This is a genomic window from Rahnella sp. EDr1-12 (assembly GCF_049206505.1).
GTDB lineage: Bacteria > Pseudomonadota > Gammaproteobacteria > Enterobacterales > Enterobacteriaceae > Rahnella > Rahnella rivi.
In genome coordinates this window covers 228026-248095 of record NZ_JBLZNY010000006.1, presented here as the reverse complement: position 1 = coordinate 248095, position 20070 = coordinate 228026, and the positions used below count along the sequence as shown (strand labels likewise).

Here is a 20070-nt window from a genome sequence, read left to right as displayed (position 1 = left end):
GGGCTTATTCCTGATCGTCTTCATACAAACGACGACGGCTCAGGGCACGCAAGCCACTCCACAGCAAAATAGCCGCGAGAATCACCACGACAACCGCCATCACCGCCAGTAAAACCGGATGTGTCGCCAGCGCATTCCAGACGCGCTCCCACCACGGCAGATGCCCCACGTAATAGGTATCGCCGACTTTCAGGCTGGTGGTACCGGAATCACGCACCACCGCCACCGAGCCGTAAACCAGCGCGCGCTGTTTGGTGTCCTGCAAAGAGTGATTGAGCATGTCAAAGCCCTGCTGACCATTCGCCATCAGGGCAACCACGCTGCGTTGTTCGAAATACGGCGACTGGAAACCGACAACCGCCGCCACAGGGCCCTGTGCGGTGATCTGCGCACTGGCATCGACGCGGGCATCGCTGGCCGGTGCAGCGTTATCCGGCAGCGGTGTCTGGCGGATTGGCGTGTTGATCGCATCCCGCGCCGCATTGATCAGCAGATTGGCTTTTTTATCATCGCGCATACTGTCATCACGTAAATCCGCCGGTAATTCACCCACCACCAGCAAATCAGCATCCGTTGATTTGGCTTTCGCGGCATCTTCGGTCAGGCTGACGCTCAGCGCCGGATAACCGGTCAGCGCGCCGATATTCCCCAGCGCATTGAGCAGCGTGGTCAGTTGCACCGGCTGCGGTTGCGGCTGAACCAGCAGCAGCGTCTGAGACAAATCCGCCATGCGGCTGAACGGGAAACCGGCATTGGCAAAGGCGCGTAAATCCGGCATCGCCATAAAGTGACGATAACCGGAGAAATCGATGGTGGAGCTGTCGTCGATCACCACGTGATTTGGCACGGTGGTATAGGTTTCGCAACGTCCTTCGGTGCCGCTCGCCAGCAGCGAGGTGTAATCAAAATCAAAGCGCATCTGGTTGACTGCGCCGAGTTTCAGCGCCGGAATGTTCAGATCTTTGCTGCCATCGAGCAGCCCCTGCAACAGCGACAAATGCAGTAACTGCGAATCTTCATCGTGACCGGTTTTCAGGGTCAGATCCTGCATAAACTGGTTATTCAGGCTGATGCTCAGCCGTGAGGTATTTTTCAGCTGCGGCGAGGTATAGCGGTATCTGAGACGCATATCGATACCCGAACTGTTGATCAAAAACAGATCCGGCGGCAGGTTGATGTTCAGAGTGATCGGGTTTGGCTGAATGCCGTCAGACTGCAACTGTTCGGCATACTGTTTGAGTTCACCAAAGTTCATCGGACGATCGGTGCGTACCCAGTTTGGCGCGTCATACGGCTGACGGGCCTGAACCTGCTCCACTTTATCCACGCCCACGGTCTGCCCGCGGAACAGAATATTGCCCTGAGCGATGCCCTTTACCGCCGTCAGCAGATCCTGATCGTCACGGCCCAGGATCAGCAGCATTTTAACGTACGGGTTATCCGCCCGGCTGATCATCTGCACCACCGGTCCTTTTACCGGCGGCATCTCTTTGAGGAAATCAGGGCGTTTGTCGTTAGTGGCAAAGACCACCGCATGGCTGTCCGGCAGCTGGTTATACAGGGTCGGGAATGACTGACCGCGCCACTGCGCTTTAGTACCAAACCAGGACGCCAGAATGGCCGCCGCCTGTTGTTGTGTGGCATCCGGCGAGGCGGCAAACACCATCGGCAAATCCAGCGGCCGGCTGTCGCGGGCATCGAAGAACGGCACCGGGAAATGCGCCAGATCGTTGCTCAGCGGCAGCTTCTGGTATTGCAGGCTGAGCGAACTGCCCTTACCGAGCTCCAGCCACAGTGTGCTGTTAGCCGGGTTTTCACAAATATTCTGATAATGACCGATAAACTCCAGACGGATGCGGTTGAAATCGGTCACATAGCGCGGGTCAATCACCATTTGCAGATGATTTTTCTTGCCGAGCTGGTCTTTATCGATGACTTCAACGCCCATCAGCTGATCGTTTAGATAAACCTTCAGATGCGACTGGACCGGAATGAGCGACGGCGACGGCGTGAACTCCAGATTCAGCGTCGCCTGCGTCACCACTTCGTCGCTGCGCACGCCGAACTCGATCTGGCCGTTGGGCTGGATGCCGCGCAAGGTTATCGCGCCCGGCGTCGGTGCCACATCGGCAAACGGCAGCGTCAGGCTGCGCACCGGCGCGCCAGGGATGATCATCGGGTTGACCGCAGGCGCGACCATCGGCAGTGCCACCTGTGGCGTCGTCGCAGCCGTTTGCGGCAATACCGCAGCCGTGGCCGGCTCGCCATAGGCAGAGGCCGCAGAGCCCAATGCCAGTGTCATCAATGCGGATGCCATCAAAGTCGTCAAAGGAAGTCTTTTCATTATTTTGTCATCATCAGGGTTGATTCATCAGGCTGAACGGACAGCGGCGGGTTACGCGGCGCAAAAGAGAGCAACCAGCGGCCAAACGTCTGGGTTTTGGAGGCCAGTGGCCGGTAGCGCTGCGGGGCGATATCCAGCATTCGCATATATCCGCGGATCCCCAGCCCCAGCACTTCCCGCAGACTTTCCATCGGTTTATCTTCCGGGAAGCTGTCTTCGCGTAATACCCAGCTGTCTGCCCGGGCAAAGGTACATTGAATAAAATCGATGTGTTGTTGAGTGGTTAACGGCAGAAGCTGCATCCCCATACTTTGGCCGAAGACACGGCTGACCTGCACCGGGAAGGCGTACTCCTGCTGGCCGCGATGCAGAATTAACGTGACGTTGTCACCGGCATTGAAATAAAGGGCACTCTCCGTTTCCAGCCCGACGCCGTTGTCGGAGTAATCCTGCACGGTACACACATACAGATGGCCGTCAGGGCGCAGCAGCGACGCGGGCATTTTGGCGTCCACGCGGTGCGCCTGACGCACCTGCTTGGATTCGAACGCCACGGCGATCGCCCCGCCGAGAATGATCATGTTGTAAATCACCCAAGCCATGCTCACCAGCACCGTCAGCAATTCATCCGCCTGACCATAAATCGCGCGATAAATACCAAAGAACAGCCCGGCCAGATTAAGCAACATCAGCACCTGATAAGGACGGCTGATTTTCCAGTCGACGTAAGCGTGTTTATTCAGCCCGCCTTTCGCGGTGACGTTAAAAGTGCCGGCGTGAGGATTAAATAACGCCACAGTCGTCGGCCTGGCGATGTACCAGGCCAGCACGGTTTCGTAAATCTCGTTCCAGAATGAGTGACGGTATTTGCCCTGCACGCGGGAGTTGGTCAGGCTGGCGTGGATCATGTGCGGCAGAACATACAGCGCGATGGCCAGCGCAGGCGCGTAAATGACATAGGCATGCATCAGCAGGAAAGCCAGCGGCGCAGTCAGGAAGATCAGGCGGGGTATACCGGCCAGAAAGTGCATCATCGCGTTGGCATAACACAACCGCTGCGCGAGTTTCAGGCCTTTGCCGAATAGCGGATTATCCAGTCTGAATATCTGCACCATGCCGCGCGCCCAGCGGATACGCTGACTGACGTGCGCCGCCAGACTTTCCGTCGCCAGCCCTGCGGCCTGCGGGATGCGGATATAAGCCGAACTGTAACCGTGGCGGTGCATACGCAGCGAGGTGTGGGCATCTTCGGTGACGGTTTCAACCGCAATGCCGCCGATCTCATTGAGCACATCACGCCGCAACACCGCGCAGGAGCCACAGAAGAAGCTGGCATCCCACAGGTCATTGCCATCCTGCACCAGCCCGTAGAACAGTTCGCCTTCGTTAGGCGTGCGCCGCATACGTCCGAGGTTTCGTTCGAACGGATCCGGCGAAAAGAAGTGATGCGGCGTCTGCAACATGCTGAGTTTTTTATCTTTAAAGAACCAGCCGACGGTCAGTTGCAGGAAAGAACGGGTCGGAACGTGGTCGCAGTCAAAAATGGCCACCAGTTCGCCCTGCGCCTGCTTCAGCGCGTTATTGATATTCCCGGCTTTGGCATGTTCATGGGTTTCACGCGCGATGTACTTAATGCCAATCTCATGGGCGAAATCGGCGAACTCCGGCCGGTTGCCGTCGTCCAGCAGATAAATCGTCAGTTTGTCGCGCGGCCAGTCCAGCCCCAGCGCCGCATACAGCGTCGGTTTCACCACGCTGAGATCTTCGTTATAGGTGGGGATCATTAAATCAACCGTCGGCCAGACGCTGACATCCGCAGGCATGGGCACGGGCTTACGGTTCAGAGGCCAGATGGTCTGCACATAACCCAGCACCAGCACCGTCCACGAATAGGTTTCGGCCAGCAGCAACAGCAATCCGCAGGTCAGGCTCAGCGGATCGTCCCAGTTCAGGGTCGAGGTATAGCGCCACCACAGGTAGCGACAGGAAATGGTCAGTGACAGCACAATCAGCATCAGCGCCGGGAAACGGCCAGGGATTCTGCGGATGATCATCGCAATGCTCCACAGCAGCACCACGAAAACAAACTGCGCCGGGTAACCGAAGGGCTGAGAGATGCAGAACATCGCCAGCGTCAGCGCCACCAGAACAGCCAGCAGTATCAGCACCCGTTTTGCCACGCGGTTCATGGTGCTGACGCGGCGCACCACTCTGGCTTCCAGCGGATTTTGTTCCACCTTCACCGGCAGTGCTTCCAGCCAGCTGTAGAAGCGGTCGCGCAGCCGCTGCGGCCAGCGGGTGTAAGTGAAACGTTCACGCATGCCGTTGGAGGGAATGATGACCATCAGCCACAGGCTTTGCAGCAGGTAACGTAACGGGTCGGCCAGTTTCGGGCGATCGGCAGAAAGTTGCGGATACCAGCGGGCGCGTTGTCCGCTCACCCGTTGCCACGACGGCGATTCAAACCGTAAAAACAGCCAGCTCAGGGCGATGCAAAACACCATGGTCGCGGCGGCAACCGGTGACGCGTGATGATGGCGGTAGTGGCGATAGCGGCTCTGCAACACGGAGATCACCGGCGGCACCAGCAAAACGTTCAGCAGGCGGCTCATGCGCTGGCGCTCCGCCGATCGTCATGGCTGCGCAAATTCAGCAGGCACCAGCTTGCCAGGGTATTGAGTTCCCGGCTGATTTTACTGTTAGGGTCCCACTCGCCTACCGGTTGTTTGGCCGCCAGCGATTCGGCCATCGATTCGTCACGGTGCAAAACGGTCGGAACCAGCGACGCCAGCGTTTCCTGCCAAATCAATAAAATGTCCTGCTGCAGCTGGCTGGAGGTCATGAACTGATTCACCAGATAACGGCCATTGGCCGGCAACGCGTGCTGATGTAAACGCACGTGCGACTGCGTATCGGCGTGCAGCAACATCAGCGTGGCGTCGGCCACCGTCTGCGCAGGCAGAGGGTCCGCCGCCGGTGAGTCGATGAGGATCCAGTCATACACGCCGGTATTTTTCAGCTGACGAATCGCACGCGGCCAGTCAAAAGGTAATGGCGAATCGCCACCAGGCAGGACATTGCCATAAGGCAGAAAATCGAGTCGGGGATGATAACGCAGAGCCGATGCCTGCCAGGCGGTCCCCGCATGATGTGCAGCACACCAGCCGCGGGACTGTTCAAACGGCATACCGAAATGCAGGCGCAACAAGTTATCCGGGGAGAAGTCGATCACCAGAACCTTTTCATTGAGCTGTGCAAGGGCCCAGGCCAGCGCAGCCGTCACGCAGGTGGTGCCCGTGCCGCCCCGAAAACCCTGTAACGCGATAACGGCCATGATTATTTTTTCTCCGCGTCAGGGGGCGACAGCTCGTCGAGTTTTGCCAGTTCGGCCAGCAGAGGCCAGCGCGACATCAGTTGCGGAATTTTTTCTTTGCGGCCGATATCGACATAATTTAATTCAGAGACAGAAAAATAGTGACTCAGTGCATGAAAATCGTTGTCTTTACTCGAATCGGATTCGTCTGAGTCTATAATATTGGCGCCCAATGGACCCCCTCCCTGCATTCAATCTCGCACTGACGCCACACCACGCAAAAATTGCCCTGCGGGGTTAGGCATTTTAGTATCAAAACATTATTGTGAAGATTTATGATTATTTAATGTAGCAATGATAGAATTTATTATACTCACATTTAGATTGTGTCCCTAGCAGACTTTTAATCGAACCCGAATACAAGCAGATATAACTCTATGGCACTCTCCTTTTCTTTAGGCATGTCGCAATTCTGGAATGGATTAGCGGAAATGCAAATTCGCGGTCTTTACTGGGTCAATGCAGACAGCCAGGAGGCCGCCTATCGGCTCTGCGGGCAGGTTATTGAGGCACAACATGACGTTGCGCCGGTCAGCGTGGTGTTTCCAGAGCACAATTTAATTTGCACGAATGAAGAAAACCGGCTAGAGGCTGACGATGTTATTTTAACCAGCCTGACAAAGCCGCGCAAACAAGTGGCTTATTATCAGCTCGGCAAAAAAATGAAAGCCCTGCTGGCATTGCCGTCTGATATTCATCGTTTACCTAACTCAAATTCGGCATTATTGATTTTATTGATCCCCGCGACTTCGTGCCTGGCATTAAACGATAAACAGCTCACCCGTTGGGTACGCGAAATGAGTATAGCCTGTGATAATAAACGCAGCAGCTGTCTTATTATCTGCTATGGCGGCGGTATTAATACCGCTAAAACCCGTCTGCATTTATACCACCGGCAAATATGTGGCCTGGCCGAGATTAAAACGGACGTTCAGCCCAATCAGTGGGGGGTTTCCTGGTGGCATGACAATGTCATTTCACAAGCCAATACCCTCTACCCGCTGACCGTACGCGAAACCGGCTGGGAAATTCAAAAAAATACGCCCACCTTGGTTGCCGGGCAAACCGGTGACGATCAGTGGATGTTGCTGGCAGAACGCAGCGTGCTGGAAGGCGCACCGCCGCTTTCTGAACGCTGGTTCCTGTTCGATGATAATGCGACGTTAGCCGAAAGAGCGGCGCATGCCCGCGCGGCGACGGTGGTTTTTGCCCTCGGCGGTAATGATGAAGTGGAAGTGATCGCGCGCCAGATCCACCGTCTGCGGATGCAACGCGGCAACAGCCTGAAGATTGTCATTCGCGAAATGAATTCTTCGCTGCGGTATGTCGATCAGCGGCTATTGCAGGCCTGCGGTGCCAATCTCGTGGTTCCTCACGCAGCGCGGCTGTCCAATTTCCTCACCCTGCTCGATGATCTGCAAAACCTCAGTTTCACCCGCCACGTGCCGGAAGATATCGAGGTGCTGCTCGACAGCCGCTTGCCTACCCATCACAAAGGCTATCTGCCCTTACCGGCGTTCTGCACCGTGATGAAAGATATCTGGACGCATGCGTCACTGGCCACCGAATCACGCGGGATTTTGATCTCCCTGCGCCCGGCCAGTGGCATCAGCCCGCAGCAGGCGATGTCGCTGTGTTCCCTGCGTCGCGACGGCGACATTCTGACGGTCACGGAAAAACACCTGTATCTGTTCCTGTCTAACTGCCAGGTCAGTGATGTCGCAAGCGTGCTCGATTTCCTGTTTTCTTTGCCGGTGAAAGAGGTGTTCACCAGCCAGACCTTCTGGAGCCAGGAGCGGGATATTCAGACCGAGGTGCGTCGCCTCGCGGCCAAACCACCGATGGCGCAACCGGTAGCGGGCGCAGAAGCCTTTGTGGCGCATAAAACCGAACCCCTGAAACGCGCGCCTGTCCATCAGCCCGTTGCTGTCACGCTGGCCGTCAGTGATTCACCCGTCATCAAGACGCCGGAGTTATAAAATGTCCGTCAGCGATATCATTGAGATTTTTATGTTAGCGGCAATCCTGTTTATCCCGCTCGGTTATGCCCTGCGCAGCCGTTTACCGCGCTGGAAAAACAGGCTCGCCACACGGTTCCTGCGCCCGCGCTATCTGACCCCCATCACCCTCAGCACGGTGAACAAACATCGCCAGCGCACAGCAAAAACTGATACTTCTCTCGCCACCGGGAAATCCAAATCGTCACTATGAAAGAATCACAACCTTCCGCACCCCGTCTGCGGGTCTGGCAATCCTGGCGCGGTCTTGGCGCATGGAACTACTACTTTCTGCTCAAATTTGTGCTGCTGGCCCAGGGCTACCTGAATTTTGATGCGCTGAGCAACCTGATTTTCGCCGCCGTACTCCTTTTCCCGCTGCCTTCCCTGCGGATGCACCGCTGGCGGCAGTGGCTGGCTTTGCCGTTTGGTCTGGCGTTGCTGTATCACGACACCTGGCTGCCGGGCTGGCGTTCCATTGTCAGTCAGGGCGCAGATGTCACCGGATTCAGCATGGGTTATCTGCTGGAGCTGGCCGACCGCTTTATCAACTGGCAGTGGATTGGCGTGGGTTTTGCGCTGCTGGTGGGCTATCTGTTCATCTCGCAGTGGATCCGCCTGACGACCTTTACGGTGGCGGCATTACTGTGGGTAAACCTCAGCTTCCTGGTCACGCCGTTGTTCACGCCCGCCGTAGTCACGGCGGCGGTGGATAAACCGGTCGCCGCGCAACCGGCAGCCTCTACCGCCACGACCAATACGGTCAGTGGCCCGCCGACGGATGCCAATCTCAGCGCCTATTTAGAGCAGTTCTACCAGAATGAAAGCCGCCGCAACGTCCGCTTCCCGGATGCCCTGCCGGCCGATGCCCAGCCCTTTGATCTGCTGGTGATCAACATTTGTTCACTGGCATGGGCAGATCTGGATGCAGTCAACCTGTCCAGCTCACCGCTGTGGTCACGCTTTGATTACGTGTTCAGCCGTTTTAACTCCGCCACGGCTTACAGCGGCCCGGCGTCTATCCGTCTGTTGCGCGCCAGCTGCGGTCAGTCGTCGCACCATAATCTGTATCAGGCTGCCGGGCAGCAATGTTACCTGTTCGACGATCTGGCGCGTCTGGGCTTCACGTCCCAGCTGGCGATGGATCACACCGGCGAGTTTGGTAATTACATCGGCAACCTGCGCGACGACGCAGACATGAAATCGCCACTGATGTCGCAGGCCGGTCTGGGGCATGAACTGACCTCTTTCGACGGTTCACCGATTTTCAACGACGGGCAGTTGTTCTCCCGCTGGCTGGAGAATCAGCAAAAAGCCGGAACCGCGCGCACTGCGACCTTCTTTAACCTGATCCCGTTGCACGACGGCAACCGTTATGTGGGCAGCAATAAAAGCGCCGACTACCGCAGCCGCGCCCAGACGCTGCTCAGTCAGCTGAATACCTTTATGGATCAGCTTGATAAATCAGGCCGCAAAGTGATGCTGGTGGTGGTGCCGGAACATGGCGCCGCGCTGGTCGGTGACAAAATGCAGATTTCCGGTCTGCGCGATATTCCCAGCCCTGGCATCACGCACATTCCGGTGGGTGTGAAATTCTTCGGCATGCAGGCACCGCACGGGTCAGCACCGATAAAAATCGATACGCCAAGCAGCTATCTTGCGATTGCCGACATGGTGTCCCGCGCCGTTGACGGCAAGGTCTTCACCACACCGTCAATGGACTGGAAAACCTTCAGCGCCAACCTGCCGCAGACGCCGCTGGTGTCTGAAAATGAAAACGCCGTGGTGATGGAATATCAGGGGAAAATCTATATCCGCCTGAACGGCGGCGGATGGGTACCCTATCCGAGTTGATTGCCTGCTAACCTTCCTCACGTCCTCCCTCTTCGCCGGGGGAGGAGCAAACCCCGCTCCCCCACAAAAACGCAAAACAGTGATATTATTCACACATTCAACACATTACCCCTGGATATTTTCATGTCTGCTCCTCCGGATTTACTTCGCCTGAACGATGTCGCGTTCACACTCAATGACACCCCGCTTCTTGAGCCTGTTTCGCTGACCCTCAATCCCGGTGAATTCACCCTGCTGACCGGGCCGTCGGGCAGCGGTAAAAGCACGTTGCTGAAAATCATTGCATCGCTGTTAAACCCGACCGGCGGCAGCATTTACTTCAAAGGTGAAGACATCAGCCGGATAAAACCGGAAGTGTATCGCCAGCGGGTGTCGTATTGCTTTCAGACGCCGTCACTGTTCGGTGAAACCGTGCTCGACAATCTGGCGCTGCCGTACCAGATAAGACAAAAAAAGGTGGACGAGGCACTGCTTCGCGCCTGGCTAAAACGCGTCCACCTGTCTGAAGACATGCTGACCAAAAATATTCAGGAACTCTCGGGGGGCGAAAAACAGCGGGTCGCCCTGCTGCGTAACCTGCAATTTCTGCCGGATGTGTTGTTGCTTGATGAAATCACCAGCGCGCTGGATGAAGACAACAAAGAAAACATCAACTCGATCATTGCCAGCCTGACAGAACAGAAACAGCTCGCCGTGCTGTGGGTCAGTCACGATCAGAATGAGATCCGCCACGCCAAAAACGTCATCACCCTGTCACACACTTCGCCTGAGAACGCCGTCAATGAATCAGCATAATATTACCAACGAATCTCTGGCCCTGGCGCTGGTTCTGGTGGTGGTCGCCCTGCTTATCAGCAGTAAAGAAAAACTGGGGCTGGAAAAGGACATCATCTGGAGCGTGGCCCGCGCCATCGTGCAACTGGTGATCGTCGGCTATGTGCTGAAATACATTTTCGATCTCAACAATGGCTGGCTGACGGTGCTGATGGTGTTGTTTATCTGCGTGAATGCGGCGCTGAATGCCCGAAAACGCAGCCGCAACATTGATAACGGGTTCGTTATTTCATTTGTCGCGATCACCGCGGGCACCACGCTGACACTGACGATTTTGATCCTGACCGGATCCATTGAATTTTTGCCCATGCAGGTCATTCCGATTTCCGGCATGGTGGCGGGGAATGCGATGGTGGCGGTGGGATTGTGTTACAGCAATCTGAATCAGCGGTTTCTCGACAATCAGCAAAAAATTCTTGAGATGCTGAGCCTTGGCGCCTCGACCAAAATTGCGTCAGGGAGGATAATTCGCGACAGCATCCGTGCAGCGATGATCCCGACCGTGGATGCGGCGAAAACGGTGGGTATTGTCAGTTTGCCGGGCATGATGTCCGGGCTGATCTTTGCCGGTATCGACCCGGTAAAAGCCATCAAGTATCAGATTATGGTGACATTTATGTTACTGGGCACCGCCAGTTTATCGACCATCATTGCGGGGTACCTGGCCTGTCAGCGTTTTTACAACGATCGTGCTCAGCTGCGCCGCCTTAAGTCCTCATAATGGCCTGTTGCGCCCGCGTCATGCGGGCGCTGTCTGCCGGTGTTGCATGCTATAAATCGGACAACACCTGGCGCAGATTCACTTCTGTGCTGGCGGCATCATCAAGGTCTAAAACGCCTTCGAGATCGTCCAGGTGTTCCAGCATGATGTCTGCCGCCTGAGCCGTGTCTCCCGCTTCCAGCGCATTAATGATCGCTTCATGTTCATCGCACTGGCAGGAAGGCACTTCATTGCGCTGGTACAACGCGACAATCAGAGAGCTGCGCACCATCAGATTCGACAGGATTTCGCTCAGCACCTTATTGCCACAAATCTCGCCGAGGATCAGATGAAACTCACTCAGCTCGCGCACAATGGCGCGGCGATCTTCGGATGCCGTGGCATCGCGTTCGTTGCGCATGTGACTGCTGATACGCTGACGATGTGAACGCAGGATGTCCGGCGTAATGCTTTCCACAATCGCCCGCTCGATAGCCCGGCGGGCAATGAACACTTCCCGCGCTTCCCGTGCGGTGGGTTGTGCAACCATCGCCCCGCGGTTGGGTTCAATCGTCACAATGCGTTGCATCGCCAGACGCTGAAGCGCGACCTGTACGTGATTACGATTGGCGTTGAGGGCTTCAACCAGCTGCGACTCCACCAGACGCGTGCCCGGCCTCAGCCGCTGCTGCCCGATGGCTCTGGATAGGATTTCGGTGATTCGCTGAACTTCCAGCTGTTTCGCTGTTGTAGTGTGAGTGCTCATGGAATGGGATATTGCCTCTTGTGCCTGTCTTTCTATTTGCGCTGTCTATGCGCGTAAATTAGCACTCTTCCTGAACGATTTCAGTCGTAAATCATGCACTACCTTGTAACAAAACAACACACCTCAGGCATTGCTCTTAACATACAAATGCGCTCAGCACTGCTTTCATGTGATCAAAAAAGCAGTGCTGGCGTAGCGGTTTACTGTGTCACAGCGTCTCTGACCGGCGTATCACCGCCGCGAAGTTCCCACTGTTTGCCAACGGACGAGGGGGCATTCAGCACCGCCACGACCACCAGCGCCACGTCTTCGCGGCTGACGTCGCCCCTTCCGGCGTGCTCGTTGAGCGTCACCAGGCCGGTTGCCGGATCATCCGTCAACGGCCCCGGACGAAGAATGGTCCAGTCCAGCCCGCTTTTGCGCAGTTCGATATCGGCATCACGTTTGGCCTCGACATACGCTTTCCAGACCGGATCGGTATCGGGTTTCAGCGGTTTATCCACATCCACCGCCGAAATCTGAACATAGCGGCGTATACCTGCAAGCTGTGCGGCTTGCGCCAGCAACACCGAGCCTGCGTAATCGACCGTGCGTTTGCGCTCCGCCGTCGAACCGCCACCGGCACCGGCGGCAAACACCACGGCATCTGCACCCTTAAGCGCCGTCGCCAGCGCCTGCGCTGTGGTATTTTCGATATCCAGCAGAACGCCCTTCGCGCCCAGCGCGTCCATTTGCGCAAGCTGTTCGGTTTTACGCACAATCCCGATGGCTTCAAGGCCCTGCGCACGCAAATGTTTGATGATCAGTTTGCCTATCTGACCGTGTGCTCCCACGATTGCAACTTGAGTCATTACGCCTCCTGACGTTTTCATTTCAGTTCCCTTTAACTGTAGCACATCAAATTTCACGGTTTATTAGCGCACAGAGCCGCAGGCTTTGCGTTGATCAGACTGGTTTTCCAGCCCTCACCGATTTTTTGCGAGACATCGCGAACGAAAACGCTCTCCTCATTCACAACCTGAAAAACCTGTTCAGAATGGCCGTTCGTCAGCGTACGAAACGGCGGAACCCGGCAAAAATGTGAACCCGGTTCCTGTTAAAAAAAGAATCATAAATGATTACTTTTCAATTAAAGGGAGAGTCATCATACTTCACCGCAAGGAAAGCGATTGTGTACGACGTAACCCTGTTACCCGGCGCTAAGAAAACGGATAAGACGCCTCCCAACGATTTAGCGCTGGCGATAAAACGCATGAAAACTGTCAAAAGGAATGAACCATGATTGACGATGATGATGACTATGAACTGATCCCCTTTAGCGTTGTGAAAGCGGAAGCGATGAAGAATCCCGAATTTGCCGCCGCGTACGCCGCTCACAAAATGCATAAAAAGATGGTGGCAGATCTTAAAGCCATGCGAATTGCCGAATCGCTGACGCAGGAAGATATTGCAAAACGTACCGGCATCAAAAAGCAAAATATCAGCCGCTTTGAAAACGGTGCTGCTTGCCCCACACTGAATACCGTCAGCCGTTACGCCGTCGCGCTCGGCGGTACCTTTGAATTTAAAAAACTCAGCTGACCGCCTGATTGTGCGCGCCATACGCGGCGATAAACTCCCCGGCAATTGCCACGGCAATTTCTGCCGGGAGTTTGCCGCGCACATCCGGTAAACCGACCGGGCAGCGCATTCGCGCCAGCTGTTCATCCGAAATTCCTTTCCCCGATAACCGGTAATCGAAGCGTTTACGCTTGGTGTCGGAGCCTATCAGCCCGAAATAACGGAAATCCCCCCGCTTCAGGATGCGTTCGCTCAGGGCGAAATCCAGCTGGTGATCGTGCGTCAGCACCATGAAATAGCTGCCTGCGGGCATTTGTGCCACTGTCCCTTCCGGTTCTTCATCCACGACGCAGGTGATGTGCGGATCCACCTGCGCAGGAAACTCACTGGCGCGCGCATCGACCCAGGTAATACGGCAAGGCAACGTGCTGAGGATATTCACCAGCGCCCGCCCGACGTGCCCCGCGCCGTAAACCACCACATGCGGCTGCGGTTGCCCGAGCGGTTCGAGCAACACCGACGCCATACCGCCACAACATTGCCCCAGCCGCGCCCCTAACGAAAAACGTTCAAAGCGGCTGGTTTGTGCGCCCTGCTGCAACATCTCGCGGGCAATCGCCGTGACCTGAAACTCAAGGTTACCGCCGCCCAGCGTATAAAATTGCTGCCCGGCGGTGATCAGCATTTTGCTGCCCGCATCGCGCGGCGTGGAGCCCTGATTTTCCACCAGCGTCGCCACCACGCAGGGTTCCCCGCGGTGTTTCAGGTCCTGTAAACGGGTGATCCAGTCATCTGTACGCATGAAAACCTCCGTTAGCCGGTGACGCGGGCGGTGACCGGCTCAGGGTAAGTGACAACGTCACCATGAAACATCAACTGATTGACCGCATTCAGCACTCTTTCCGGCGTGGCAGGCGCATCCAGGTGCGGATGTACGCGGTAATCCGCCAGGCTGGCGACGGCATCTTTGATCGCACACCAGACTGAAATCCCGAGCATAAACGGCGGTTCGCCCACGGCTTTGGAATGGAAAACCGTGTCTTCCGGGTTCTTGCGGTTCTCCACCAGTTTCACGCGCAGATCCTGCGGAATGTCGCCAATGGCCGGAATTTTGTAGGCTGCCGGGCCGCTGGTCATTAACCGCCCCTGGTCGTTCCACACCAGTTCCTCGGTGGTCAGCCAGCCCATGCCCTGCACGAAGCCGCCTTCTACCTGACCGATATCAATGGCCGGATTCAGCGAATCACCGACGTCGTGAAGAATGTCCGCACGCAGCAATTTGTATTCCCCGGTCAGGGTATCGACCAGCACTTCCGCGCAGGCCGCGCCATAGGAGAAGTAATAGAACGGGTGCCCGGCCGCTTTGCTGCGGTCGTAGAAAATCTTCGGCGTTTTGTAGTAGCCGGTGCTGGAGAGCGGCACCTGATTCAGCCAGCACTGGGTGGCTACCTGCTCAAAACTGAAATACAGATCTTTCACCCGCACCTGACCGTTACTGAAGGTAATGTCCGTTTCCTGCGCATCATGAAGGCGCATCAGCATTTCAGTCATGCGACCTTTGATGATCTCCGCGGCGTTTTGCGCGGCTTTACCGTTCAGGTCTGCGCCGGAGGACGCGGCCGTCGGCGAGGTATTCGGCACTTTACCGGTATCGGTGGCGGTGATCTGAATCCGGCTGATATCCACCTGAAACACTTCGGCCACCACCTGCGCGACTTTGGTGTTCAGCCCTTGTCCCATTTCGGTGCCGCCGTGGTTGAGCTGAATGCTGCCGTCGGTATACACCAGCACCAGCGCGCCCGCCTGGTTAAGAAAACTGGCGGTGAACGAAATACCAAATTTTACCGGCGTCAGCGCCAGCCCCTTTTTCAGATAGCGGTTATTGCGGTTAAATTGTGTGACAACGTCACGCCTTGCCGTGTATTCCGCGCTCTCTTCCAGCTGTTGCGTCATCTCCTGCAGCAGATTTTGCCCGACCGGCTGGTGGTAATGCGTCACGTTGCGGCTGTCGTGACCGTAATAGTTATTTTTGCGCACGGTCAGCGGATCCATCCCCAGCTCGCGTGCAATGTGATCGACGATGTGTTCAATCGCCACGATGCCCTGCGGGCCGCCAAATCCGCGATACGCGGTATTCGACGCCATATTGGTTTTACAGCGGTAACCGGTGATCAGCGCATCGCCGAGGTAATAGGCGTTATCAGAATGGAACATGGCGCGGTCTACGATAGAACCGGAGAGATCCAGCGAATAACCGCAGTTGGCGGCCAGTTTGATGTCGATACCGTGAATCACGCCGTCATCGGTAAACCCGACGTCATAACTGACGTGGAACGGATGCCGTTTACCGGTGATCAGCATGTCGTCCTGACGCGCCAGACGCATTTTCGCCGGACGTCCGGTCAGATGCGCGGCCAGTGCCGCCAGACACGCCGTCCCCGCTGCCTGCGTCTCTTTGCCGCCGAAACCGCCGCCCATGCGGCGCATATCGACCACCACTTTGTGCATCGGCAAATCCAGCACCGAGGCCACCAGTTTCTGTACTTCGGTCGGATGCTGTGTCGAGCTGTACACCAGCATCGCGCCGTCTTCGCCGGGCATCACGGAGGCAATCTGCGTCTCAAGATAAAAATGCTCCTGCCCGCCAATTTCCAGTTCACCCTGCAAACGGTGCGGCGCACAGGCCAGCGCCATTTCCGCGTCACCGCGTTTATGCTGATGCGGCTCTTCCACGTAATGTTCCAGCGCCAGCGCCTGTTTCACGGTCAGAACGGCGTCACGCAGCTGATACTCCACTTTCGCCAGCGCCACGGCGGCACGGGCGGCTTCCATCGATGTAGCGGCCACCACCAGCACAATCTGACCGACATACTGCACGGTGCCCTGCGCCATCAGCGGATCGCCAACGGTGAGTGGCGCGATATCCGGGTTGCCGGGCACATCTTCTGCGGTCATCACCCGCACCACGCCCGGCACGGTGTAACAAGGTTCAGTATCGATATGCAGAATATCGGCGTGCGCATGCGGGCTGAGCAGTGGCACCAGGTGCAGCTGACCGGGAAACTCCAGCCGGTCATCGACATACACCGCTTCGCCGCTGACGTGTTTATCCGCACTTTCGTGTTTCTGGCTTTTGCCGACGCCGCTCTGTAACCCGGCGCGAAACTGCGTTTCCATCTCCGCCTGAGACAGTGAAGGTTTGGATTCAGACATAGTGAGTTACCCGCATCAGTGTTTCAGGAGAGGTCATTTCGATATGGCAGCGGCGCAGCAGATTTTTCGCCACCTGCATGCGGTATTCGCGGCTGGCGCGGAAATCACTGATCGGGGAGAAATCCTGCGTCAGCGCCTGACAGGCACGCTCGACGGTGGCCGTCTGCCACGGCTGGCCGAGCAACTGCGCTTCGCAGCAGGTGGCCCGTTTCGCCACTTCCGCCATCCCGCCGAACGCCACGCGGGCATGGATCACCACGCCGTTTTGCACTTCGATATGCAAAGCAGCGCAGACGGCGGAAATGTCATCCTCAAGCCTTTTCGACACTTTATAAACCCGCAACTGACGCGCCGCCGAAGTGTTGCGCGGGATGCGGATTTGTTCGATAAATTCGCCGGGCTGTAAAGCCGTTTTGCGATACCCGAGGAAGAACTGATCGAGCGGTAATTCGCGTTGTGCAGCGCCACGACGCAGCAATAAAGATGCGCCCAGCGCCAGCAGCACCGGCCCGCCGTCACCGATGGGCGACGCATTAGCGATATTGCCGCCAAACGTGCCCTGATTGCGGATTTGCTGTGAGGCAAAACGCTCAAGCAGCTCGCCAAATTCCGGGAATTCATGGTGTAAAACCGGCATACATTCGCTCAGCGGTGCCGCTGCGCCAATATGAATAGCCTGACCGGTCAGCGTAATGGTTTTGAGTTCGGGGATATGGCTCAGTGAAATCAGCTTCGGCAGGCGCTGATAGCGTTGTGTCACTTCCAGCGCCAGATCGGTGCCGCCCGCCACCAGACGGGAATCCGGCTCAGCAAGGTAGCGTTGAGCCAGTTGATCAAGGCTTACCGGCTGTTCAGTGGCGGACATCGCGGCGAGTTTTGCCAGCGTTTGCAGGGCATCAGCATCAAACTGATCCGGCTCGGGCGCGTCACAAATGGTCTTCGCGGCATCCATGATCGGCCGGTAACCGGTGCAGCGGCACAGGTTGCCGGAAAGCGTTTCCTGCACGCCTTCCACCGTGTAAGCGGGCTTATTTTTCTCCATCGCAAACAGCGACATCACAAAACCAGGCGTGCAAAACCCGCATTGCGAGGCGTGATTATCCACCATCGCCTGCTGAACGTGATGCAGTTTGCCGCGATGCTTTAAATCTTCCACGGTGATCAGCTGTCTGCCATGCACGGCGGGCATGAACGTCAGGCAGGCGTTGACGGTGCGGTACTGCAACTGGTCACCCTGTTTTTCCGCCAGCACCACGGTGCAGGCACCGCAGTCACCGGAGGCGCAGCCTTCTTTCGTGCCGCAACGACCGGCGTCACGGCGCAGATACTGTAAAACGGTGGTATCGGCGGGCAGATTTTCCGTGTGGATCCTGCCGTTCATCAGAAATTGGATCATACGGCACCTCCTTTTTTACAGCCGTTTAAAATCAGTGTCGTGACTTCATCGATAATGTGTTCGCGCGCCTGCTCATCGCCCTCGAAATTGCCGTACATGTGTTTCACCTGCACCGCGAAATCGGCGTAATACTGCGTCACCGCCCAGATATGCATGATGAACAGACGGGCATCCAGCGCGCGGATTTTGCCCTGCACAATCCACTGCTGGATCAGGTTCTCTTTGCCTGCAATGTTCTGCGTCGCCTGTGGCCAGTATTTCTGTAAATAGTGACCGCCGCCGAGCACCTCGCTGGTGAAGATGCGTGAGAGTTCCGGCTGATCGAACGAGAAGTTGAGTTTGTTGCGGATATAGCGGCTCAGCACGTCTTCCGGCTCGCTGACAGACGGGTCGAACTGAATGATGTCGCCCCAGACTTTCAGCACTTTCTGCAAGAGTTCTTCGTAAAGCTCCTCTTTCCCCGCGATGTAATAGTGCAGCTGGGCTTTTTTGATCCCCGCGCGCTGAGCGATGGCCTGAGTGGTCGCGCCCTGAAAGCCTTTTTCACTGAATTCCGCAATCGCCGCGGCGTGGATATTCTCCAGGGTGCGTTCACGTGCAATGCGGACTTTGCCGCCGGTGTCATTGTTCATCATGCTGAACGCTCCCCCTGCAAAGCATCACGCGCATAGACCTGTTCGCCATCCACATAGGTGCTGTAAACATTGCGGTCATCGCCCAGCGTCATCAGCACAAACAGCTTTTCGGCCAGCGTTTTACTGTTACCGGCGCGCAGTTTTTGCAGCGCACTGACGCCCGGTTCGAGCACCACGAAATCCGCCTCTTTACCGGCGTTAAAATTGCCAATTTTGTCGTCGAGATGCAGCGCCCGTGCGCCGCCCAACGTGGCGTGATAGAAGGCTTCGAAAGCGGACAGACGGTAGCGCTGGAGCTGCCCGACTTTATAGGCTTCCGACAAGGTTTCCAGCATGTTGAACGTGGTACCGGCGCCGACGTCGGTGCCCATGCCGACGCGCACCTGCTTCTGCCAGGATTTCTGCAAATTGAACAGGCCGCTGCCGAGAAACAGGTTGGAGGTCGGGCAAAAGGCGATGGTCGAATCGGTGTCGTGCAGGCAATCCCATTCGCTGTCATCCAGATGCAGACAGTGCGCAAATACGCAGCGTTCGCCGGTCAGGCCGTACTGATGATAAACGTCGAGATAATGCTGATGTTCGGGGTGCATTTCTTTCACCCACGACAGCTCGGCGACGTTTTCGCTCAGATGGGTATGCATGTACACATCGGGGAACTCCTGCCTGAGCAGCCGCACCTTCTGTAGGAGTTCCGGCGAGGATGTCGGGGCAAAACGCGGCGTCAGCGCATAACTCAGGCGCTGACGGTTGTGCCAGCGCGCAATCAGTGCACGCGTATCGCGTTCACTTTGTTCCGGCGTTTCCAGCAGGGCGTCGGGGGCGTTTTTGTCCATCATCACTTTGCCCGCCACCAGCCGCATATTGATATCTGCCGCTTCTTTAAACAGCGCATCGACGGATTGCGGATGTACGGTGCCGAACACCAGCGCCGTGGTGGTGCCGTTGAGTAACAGCTGATCGAGGAAGAATTTCGACATGCGCTTCGAATAGTCGGCGCAGTGATATTGCTGTTCGGTCGGGAAGGTGTAACGGGTCAGCCACTCGAGCAGTTGCTCGCCGTAGGCGCCGATCATTTCGGTTTGCGGATAGTGAATATGCGTATCGACAAAGCCCGGCACGATCAGCTTGTCGCGGTAATCATCGATGTCCAGACCGGCGGTTTTTTGCGCCCGCGCCAGCCTGCCCTCGCCTTCCTGCCAGCTGCCCAGCCAGACGATATGCCCGCCGCTGAGCAACATCAGGCCGTCTTCGATATAACGCACCTGCGCTTCAACATCTTCCGGCGTTAACACCGGCTCGCGGATATCAAAGAAATTGCCGCGTACCGCGCGGGTGATGATCTGACTCATGGCATAGTCCTTCTCTGCAACATTCACGTTCACGTTTGATAACAGAACA

Annotated in this window: 17 protein-coding genes; 6 read left to right on the top strand and 11 right to left on the bottom strand. The window is 56.5% G+C overall.

Annotated elements, in window-relative coordinates; genetic code table 11:
* Positions 1-4: 4 nt before the first annotated feature.
* Genes bcsB through bcsR form a run of 4 tightly spaced genes read right to left on the bottom strand, consistent with a single transcriptional unit; the run spans position 5 to position 5890 of the window.
* Positions 5-2344 carry a cellulose biosynthesis cyclic di-GMP-binding regulatory protein BcsB gene (gene bcsB, locus ACO0U8_RS20705; protein WP_421671539.1) on the bottom strand — a complete coding sequence of 780 codons (2340 nt, stop codon included), beginning with the start codon at positions 2342-2344 and terminating at the stop codon, positions 5-7.
* Positions 2344-4956: a UDP-forming cellulose synthase catalytic subunit gene (gene bcsA, locus ACO0U8_RS20700; protein ID WP_421671538.1), complete on the bottom strand. Its 2613-nt coding sequence runs from the start codon at positions 4954-4956 to the stop codon at positions 2344-2346. Before bcsA ends, bcsB begins: the two co-directional genes overlap by 1 nt.
* On the bottom strand, positions 4953-5678 hold the full coding sequence (bcsQ, locus tag ACO0U8_RS20695; RefSeq protein ID WP_421671537.1) for a cellulose biosynthesis protein BcsQ: 726 nt from the start codon (positions 5676-5678) through the stop codon (positions 4953-4955). Before bcsQ ends, bcsA begins: the two co-directional genes overlap by 4 nt.
* 2 nt (positions 5679-5680) lie before the next feature.
* The gene (gene bcsR, locus ACO0U8_RS20690; protein ID WP_056770546.1) at positions 5681-5890 is read right to left on the bottom strand and encodes a cellulose biosynthesis protein BcsR; all 210 of its coding nucleotides are present in this window, start codon (positions 5888-5890) and stop codon (positions 5681-5683) included.
* Positions 5891-6094: 204 nt separating this feature from the next.
* On the opposite strand from bcsR, the gene bcsE reads away from it, so the two are divergent.
* From bcsE to fetB, 5 genes are all read left to right on the top strand, one after another.
* Positions 6095-7696: a cellulose biosynthesis protein BcsE gene (gene bcsE, locus ACO0U8_RS20685; RefSeq protein ID WP_421671536.1), complete on the top strand. Its 1602-nt coding sequence runs from the start codon at positions 6095-6097 to the stop codon at positions 7694-7696.
* 1 nt (position 7697) lies between these two features.
* The gene (bcsF, locus tag ACO0U8_RS20680; RefSeq protein ID WP_421671535.1) at positions 7698-7928 is read left to right on the top strand and encodes a cellulose biosynthesis protein BcsF; all 231 of its coding nucleotides are present in this window, start codon (positions 7698-7700) and stop codon (positions 7926-7928) included.
* Positions 7925-9568 (top strand): cellulose biosynthesis protein BcsG, encoded by a 1644-nt coding sequence (bcsG, locus tag ACO0U8_RS20675; RefSeq protein ID WP_421671534.1) that lies wholly within the window; start codon positions 7925-7927, stop codon positions 9566-9568. The genes bcsF and bcsG overlap by 4 nt, the downstream gene beginning before the upstream one ends.
* 123 nt (positions 9569-9691) lie before the next feature.
* Positions 9692-10363: an iron efflux ABC transporter ATP-binding subunit FetA gene (fetA, locus tag ACO0U8_RS20670; protein WP_122095276.1), complete on the top strand. Its 672-nt coding sequence runs from the start codon at positions 9692-9694 to the stop codon at positions 10361-10363.
* Positions 10350-11123 carry an iron efflux ABC transporter permease subunit FetB gene (gene fetB / locus ACO0U8_RS20665; protein WP_122095275.1) on the top strand — a complete coding sequence of 258 codons (774 nt, stop codon included), beginning with the start codon at positions 10350-10352 and terminating at the stop codon, positions 11121-11123. Before fetA ends, fetB begins: the two co-directional genes overlap by 14 nt.
* Before the next feature lie 49 nt (positions 11124-11172).
* Here fetB and ACO0U8_RS20660 read toward each other — a convergent pair whose 3' ends face one another.
* Together ACO0U8_RS20660 and ACO0U8_RS20655 are read right to left on the bottom strand one after the other, a co-directional pair.
* Positions 11173-11868: a GntR family transcriptional regulator gene (locus ACO0U8_RS20660; RefSeq protein WP_056770529.1), complete on the bottom strand. Its 696-nt coding sequence runs from the start codon at positions 11866-11868 to the stop codon at positions 11173-11175.
* Positions 11869-12068: 200 nt separating this feature from the next.
* A complete protein-coding gene (locus ACO0U8_RS20655) occupies positions 12069-12719 on the bottom strand; it encodes an NAD(P)H-binding protein (RefSeq protein WP_390975597.1) in 651 nt (216 codons plus the stop codon).
* 427 nt (positions 12720-13146) lie between these two features.
* Between ACO0U8_RS20655 and ACO0U8_RS20650 the strand changes: the two genes are divergently transcribed.
* Positions 13147-13449, top strand: coding sequence for a helix-turn-helix domain-containing protein (locus ACO0U8_RS20650; RefSeq protein ID WP_056770523.1), 303 nt, complete (start codon positions 13147-13149; stop codon positions 13447-13449).
* On the opposite strand, the gene xdhC is transcribed toward ACO0U8_RS20650, so the two are convergent.
* From xdhC to guaD, 5 genes are read right to left on the bottom strand one after another with little or no spacing between them, the layout of a single operon-like run.
* Entirely contained in the window at positions 13442-14230 is a 789-nt protein-coding gene (gene xdhC / locus ACO0U8_RS20645) for a xanthine dehydrogenase accessory protein XdhC (protein WP_421671533.1), read from the bottom strand. The two genes, ACO0U8_RS20650 and xdhC, sit on opposite strands and share 8 nt — an antisense overlap.
* 11 nt (positions 14231-14241) lie before the next feature.
* Positions 14242-16641 (bottom strand): xanthine dehydrogenase molybdopterin binding subunit, encoded by a 2400-nt coding sequence (gene xdhB / locus ACO0U8_RS20640; RefSeq protein WP_421671532.1) that lies wholly within the window; start codon positions 16639-16641, stop codon positions 14242-14244.
* The gene (gene xdhA / locus ACO0U8_RS20635) at positions 16634-18037 is read right to left on the bottom strand and encodes a xanthine dehydrogenase small subunit (RefSeq protein WP_421671531.1); all 1404 of its coding nucleotides are present in this window, start codon (positions 18035-18037) and stop codon (positions 16634-16636) included. Before xdhA ends, xdhB begins: the two co-directional genes overlap by 8 nt.
* Entirely contained in the window at positions 18034-18672 is a 639-nt protein-coding gene (locus tag ACO0U8_RS20630) for a TetR family transcriptional regulator C-terminal domain-containing protein (protein WP_056770510.1), read from the bottom strand. The genes xdhA and ACO0U8_RS20630 overlap by 4 nt, the downstream gene beginning before the upstream one ends.
* A complete protein-coding gene (guaD, locus tag ACO0U8_RS20625) occupies positions 18669-20021 on the bottom strand; it encodes a guanine deaminase (protein WP_056770507.1) in 1353 nt (450 codons plus the stop codon). The genes ACO0U8_RS20630 and guaD overlap by 4 nt, the downstream gene beginning before the upstream one ends.
* Positions 20022-20070: the final 49 nt, after the last annotated feature.

Coding starts and splice junctions, on each gene's coding strand:
- bcsB (WP_421671539.1), bottom strand. CDS start 2,344: ATGAAAAGACTTCCTTTGACGACTTTGATGGCATCCGCATTGATGACA.
- bcsA (WP_421671538.1), bottom strand. CDS start 4,956: ATGAGCCGCCTGCTGAACGTTTTGCTGGTGCCGCCGGTGATCTCCGTG.
- bcsQ (WP_421671537.1), bottom strand. CDS start 5,678: ATGGCCGTTATCGCGTTACAGGGTTTTCGGGGCGGCACGGGCACCACC.
- bcsE (WP_421671536.1), top strand. CDS start 6,095: ATGGCACTCTCCTTTTCTTTAGGCATGTCGCAATTCTGGAATGGATTA.
- bcsF (WP_421671535.1), top strand. CDS start 7,698: ATGTCCGTCAGCGATATCATTGAGATTTTTATGTTAGCGGCAATCCTG.
- bcsG (WP_421671534.1), top strand. CDS start 7,925: ATGAAAGAATCACAACCTTCCGCACCCCGTCTGCGGGTCTGGCAATCC.
- fetA (WP_122095276.1), top strand. CDS start 9,692: ATGTCTGCTCCTCCGGATTTACTTCGCCTGAACGATGTCGCGTTCACA.
- fetB (WP_122095275.1), top strand. CDS start 10,350: ATGAATCAGCATAATATTACCAACGAATCTCTGGCCCTGGCGCTGGTT.
- ACO0U8_RS20660 (WP_056770529.1), bottom strand. CDS start 11,868: ATGAGCACTCACACTACAACAGCGAAACAGCTGGAAGTTCAGCGAATC.
- ACO0U8_RS20655 (WP_390975597.1), bottom strand. CDS start 12,719: ATGACTCAAGTTGCAATCGTGGGAGCACACGGTCAGATAGGCAAACTG.
- ACO0U8_RS20650 (WP_056770523.1), top strand. CDS start 13,147: ATGATTGACGATGATGATGACTATGAACTGATCCCCTTTAGCGTTGTG.
- xdhC (WP_421671533.1), bottom strand. CDS start 14,230: ATGCGTACAGATGACTGGATCACCCGTTTACAGGACCTGAAACACCGC.
- xdhB (WP_421671532.1), bottom strand. CDS start 16,641: ATGTCTGAATCCAAACCTTCACTGTCTCAGGCGGAGATGGAAACGCAG.
- xdhA (WP_421671531.1), bottom strand. CDS start 18,037: ATGATCCAATTTCTGATGAACGGCAGGATCCACACGGAAAATCTGCCC.
- ACO0U8_RS20630 (WP_056770510.1), bottom strand. CDS start 18,672: ATGATGAACAATGACACCGGCGGCAAAGTCCGCATTGCACGTGAACGC.
- guaD (WP_056770507.1), bottom strand. CDS start 20,021: ATGAGTCAGATCATCACCCGCGCGGTACGCGGCAATTTCTTTGATATC.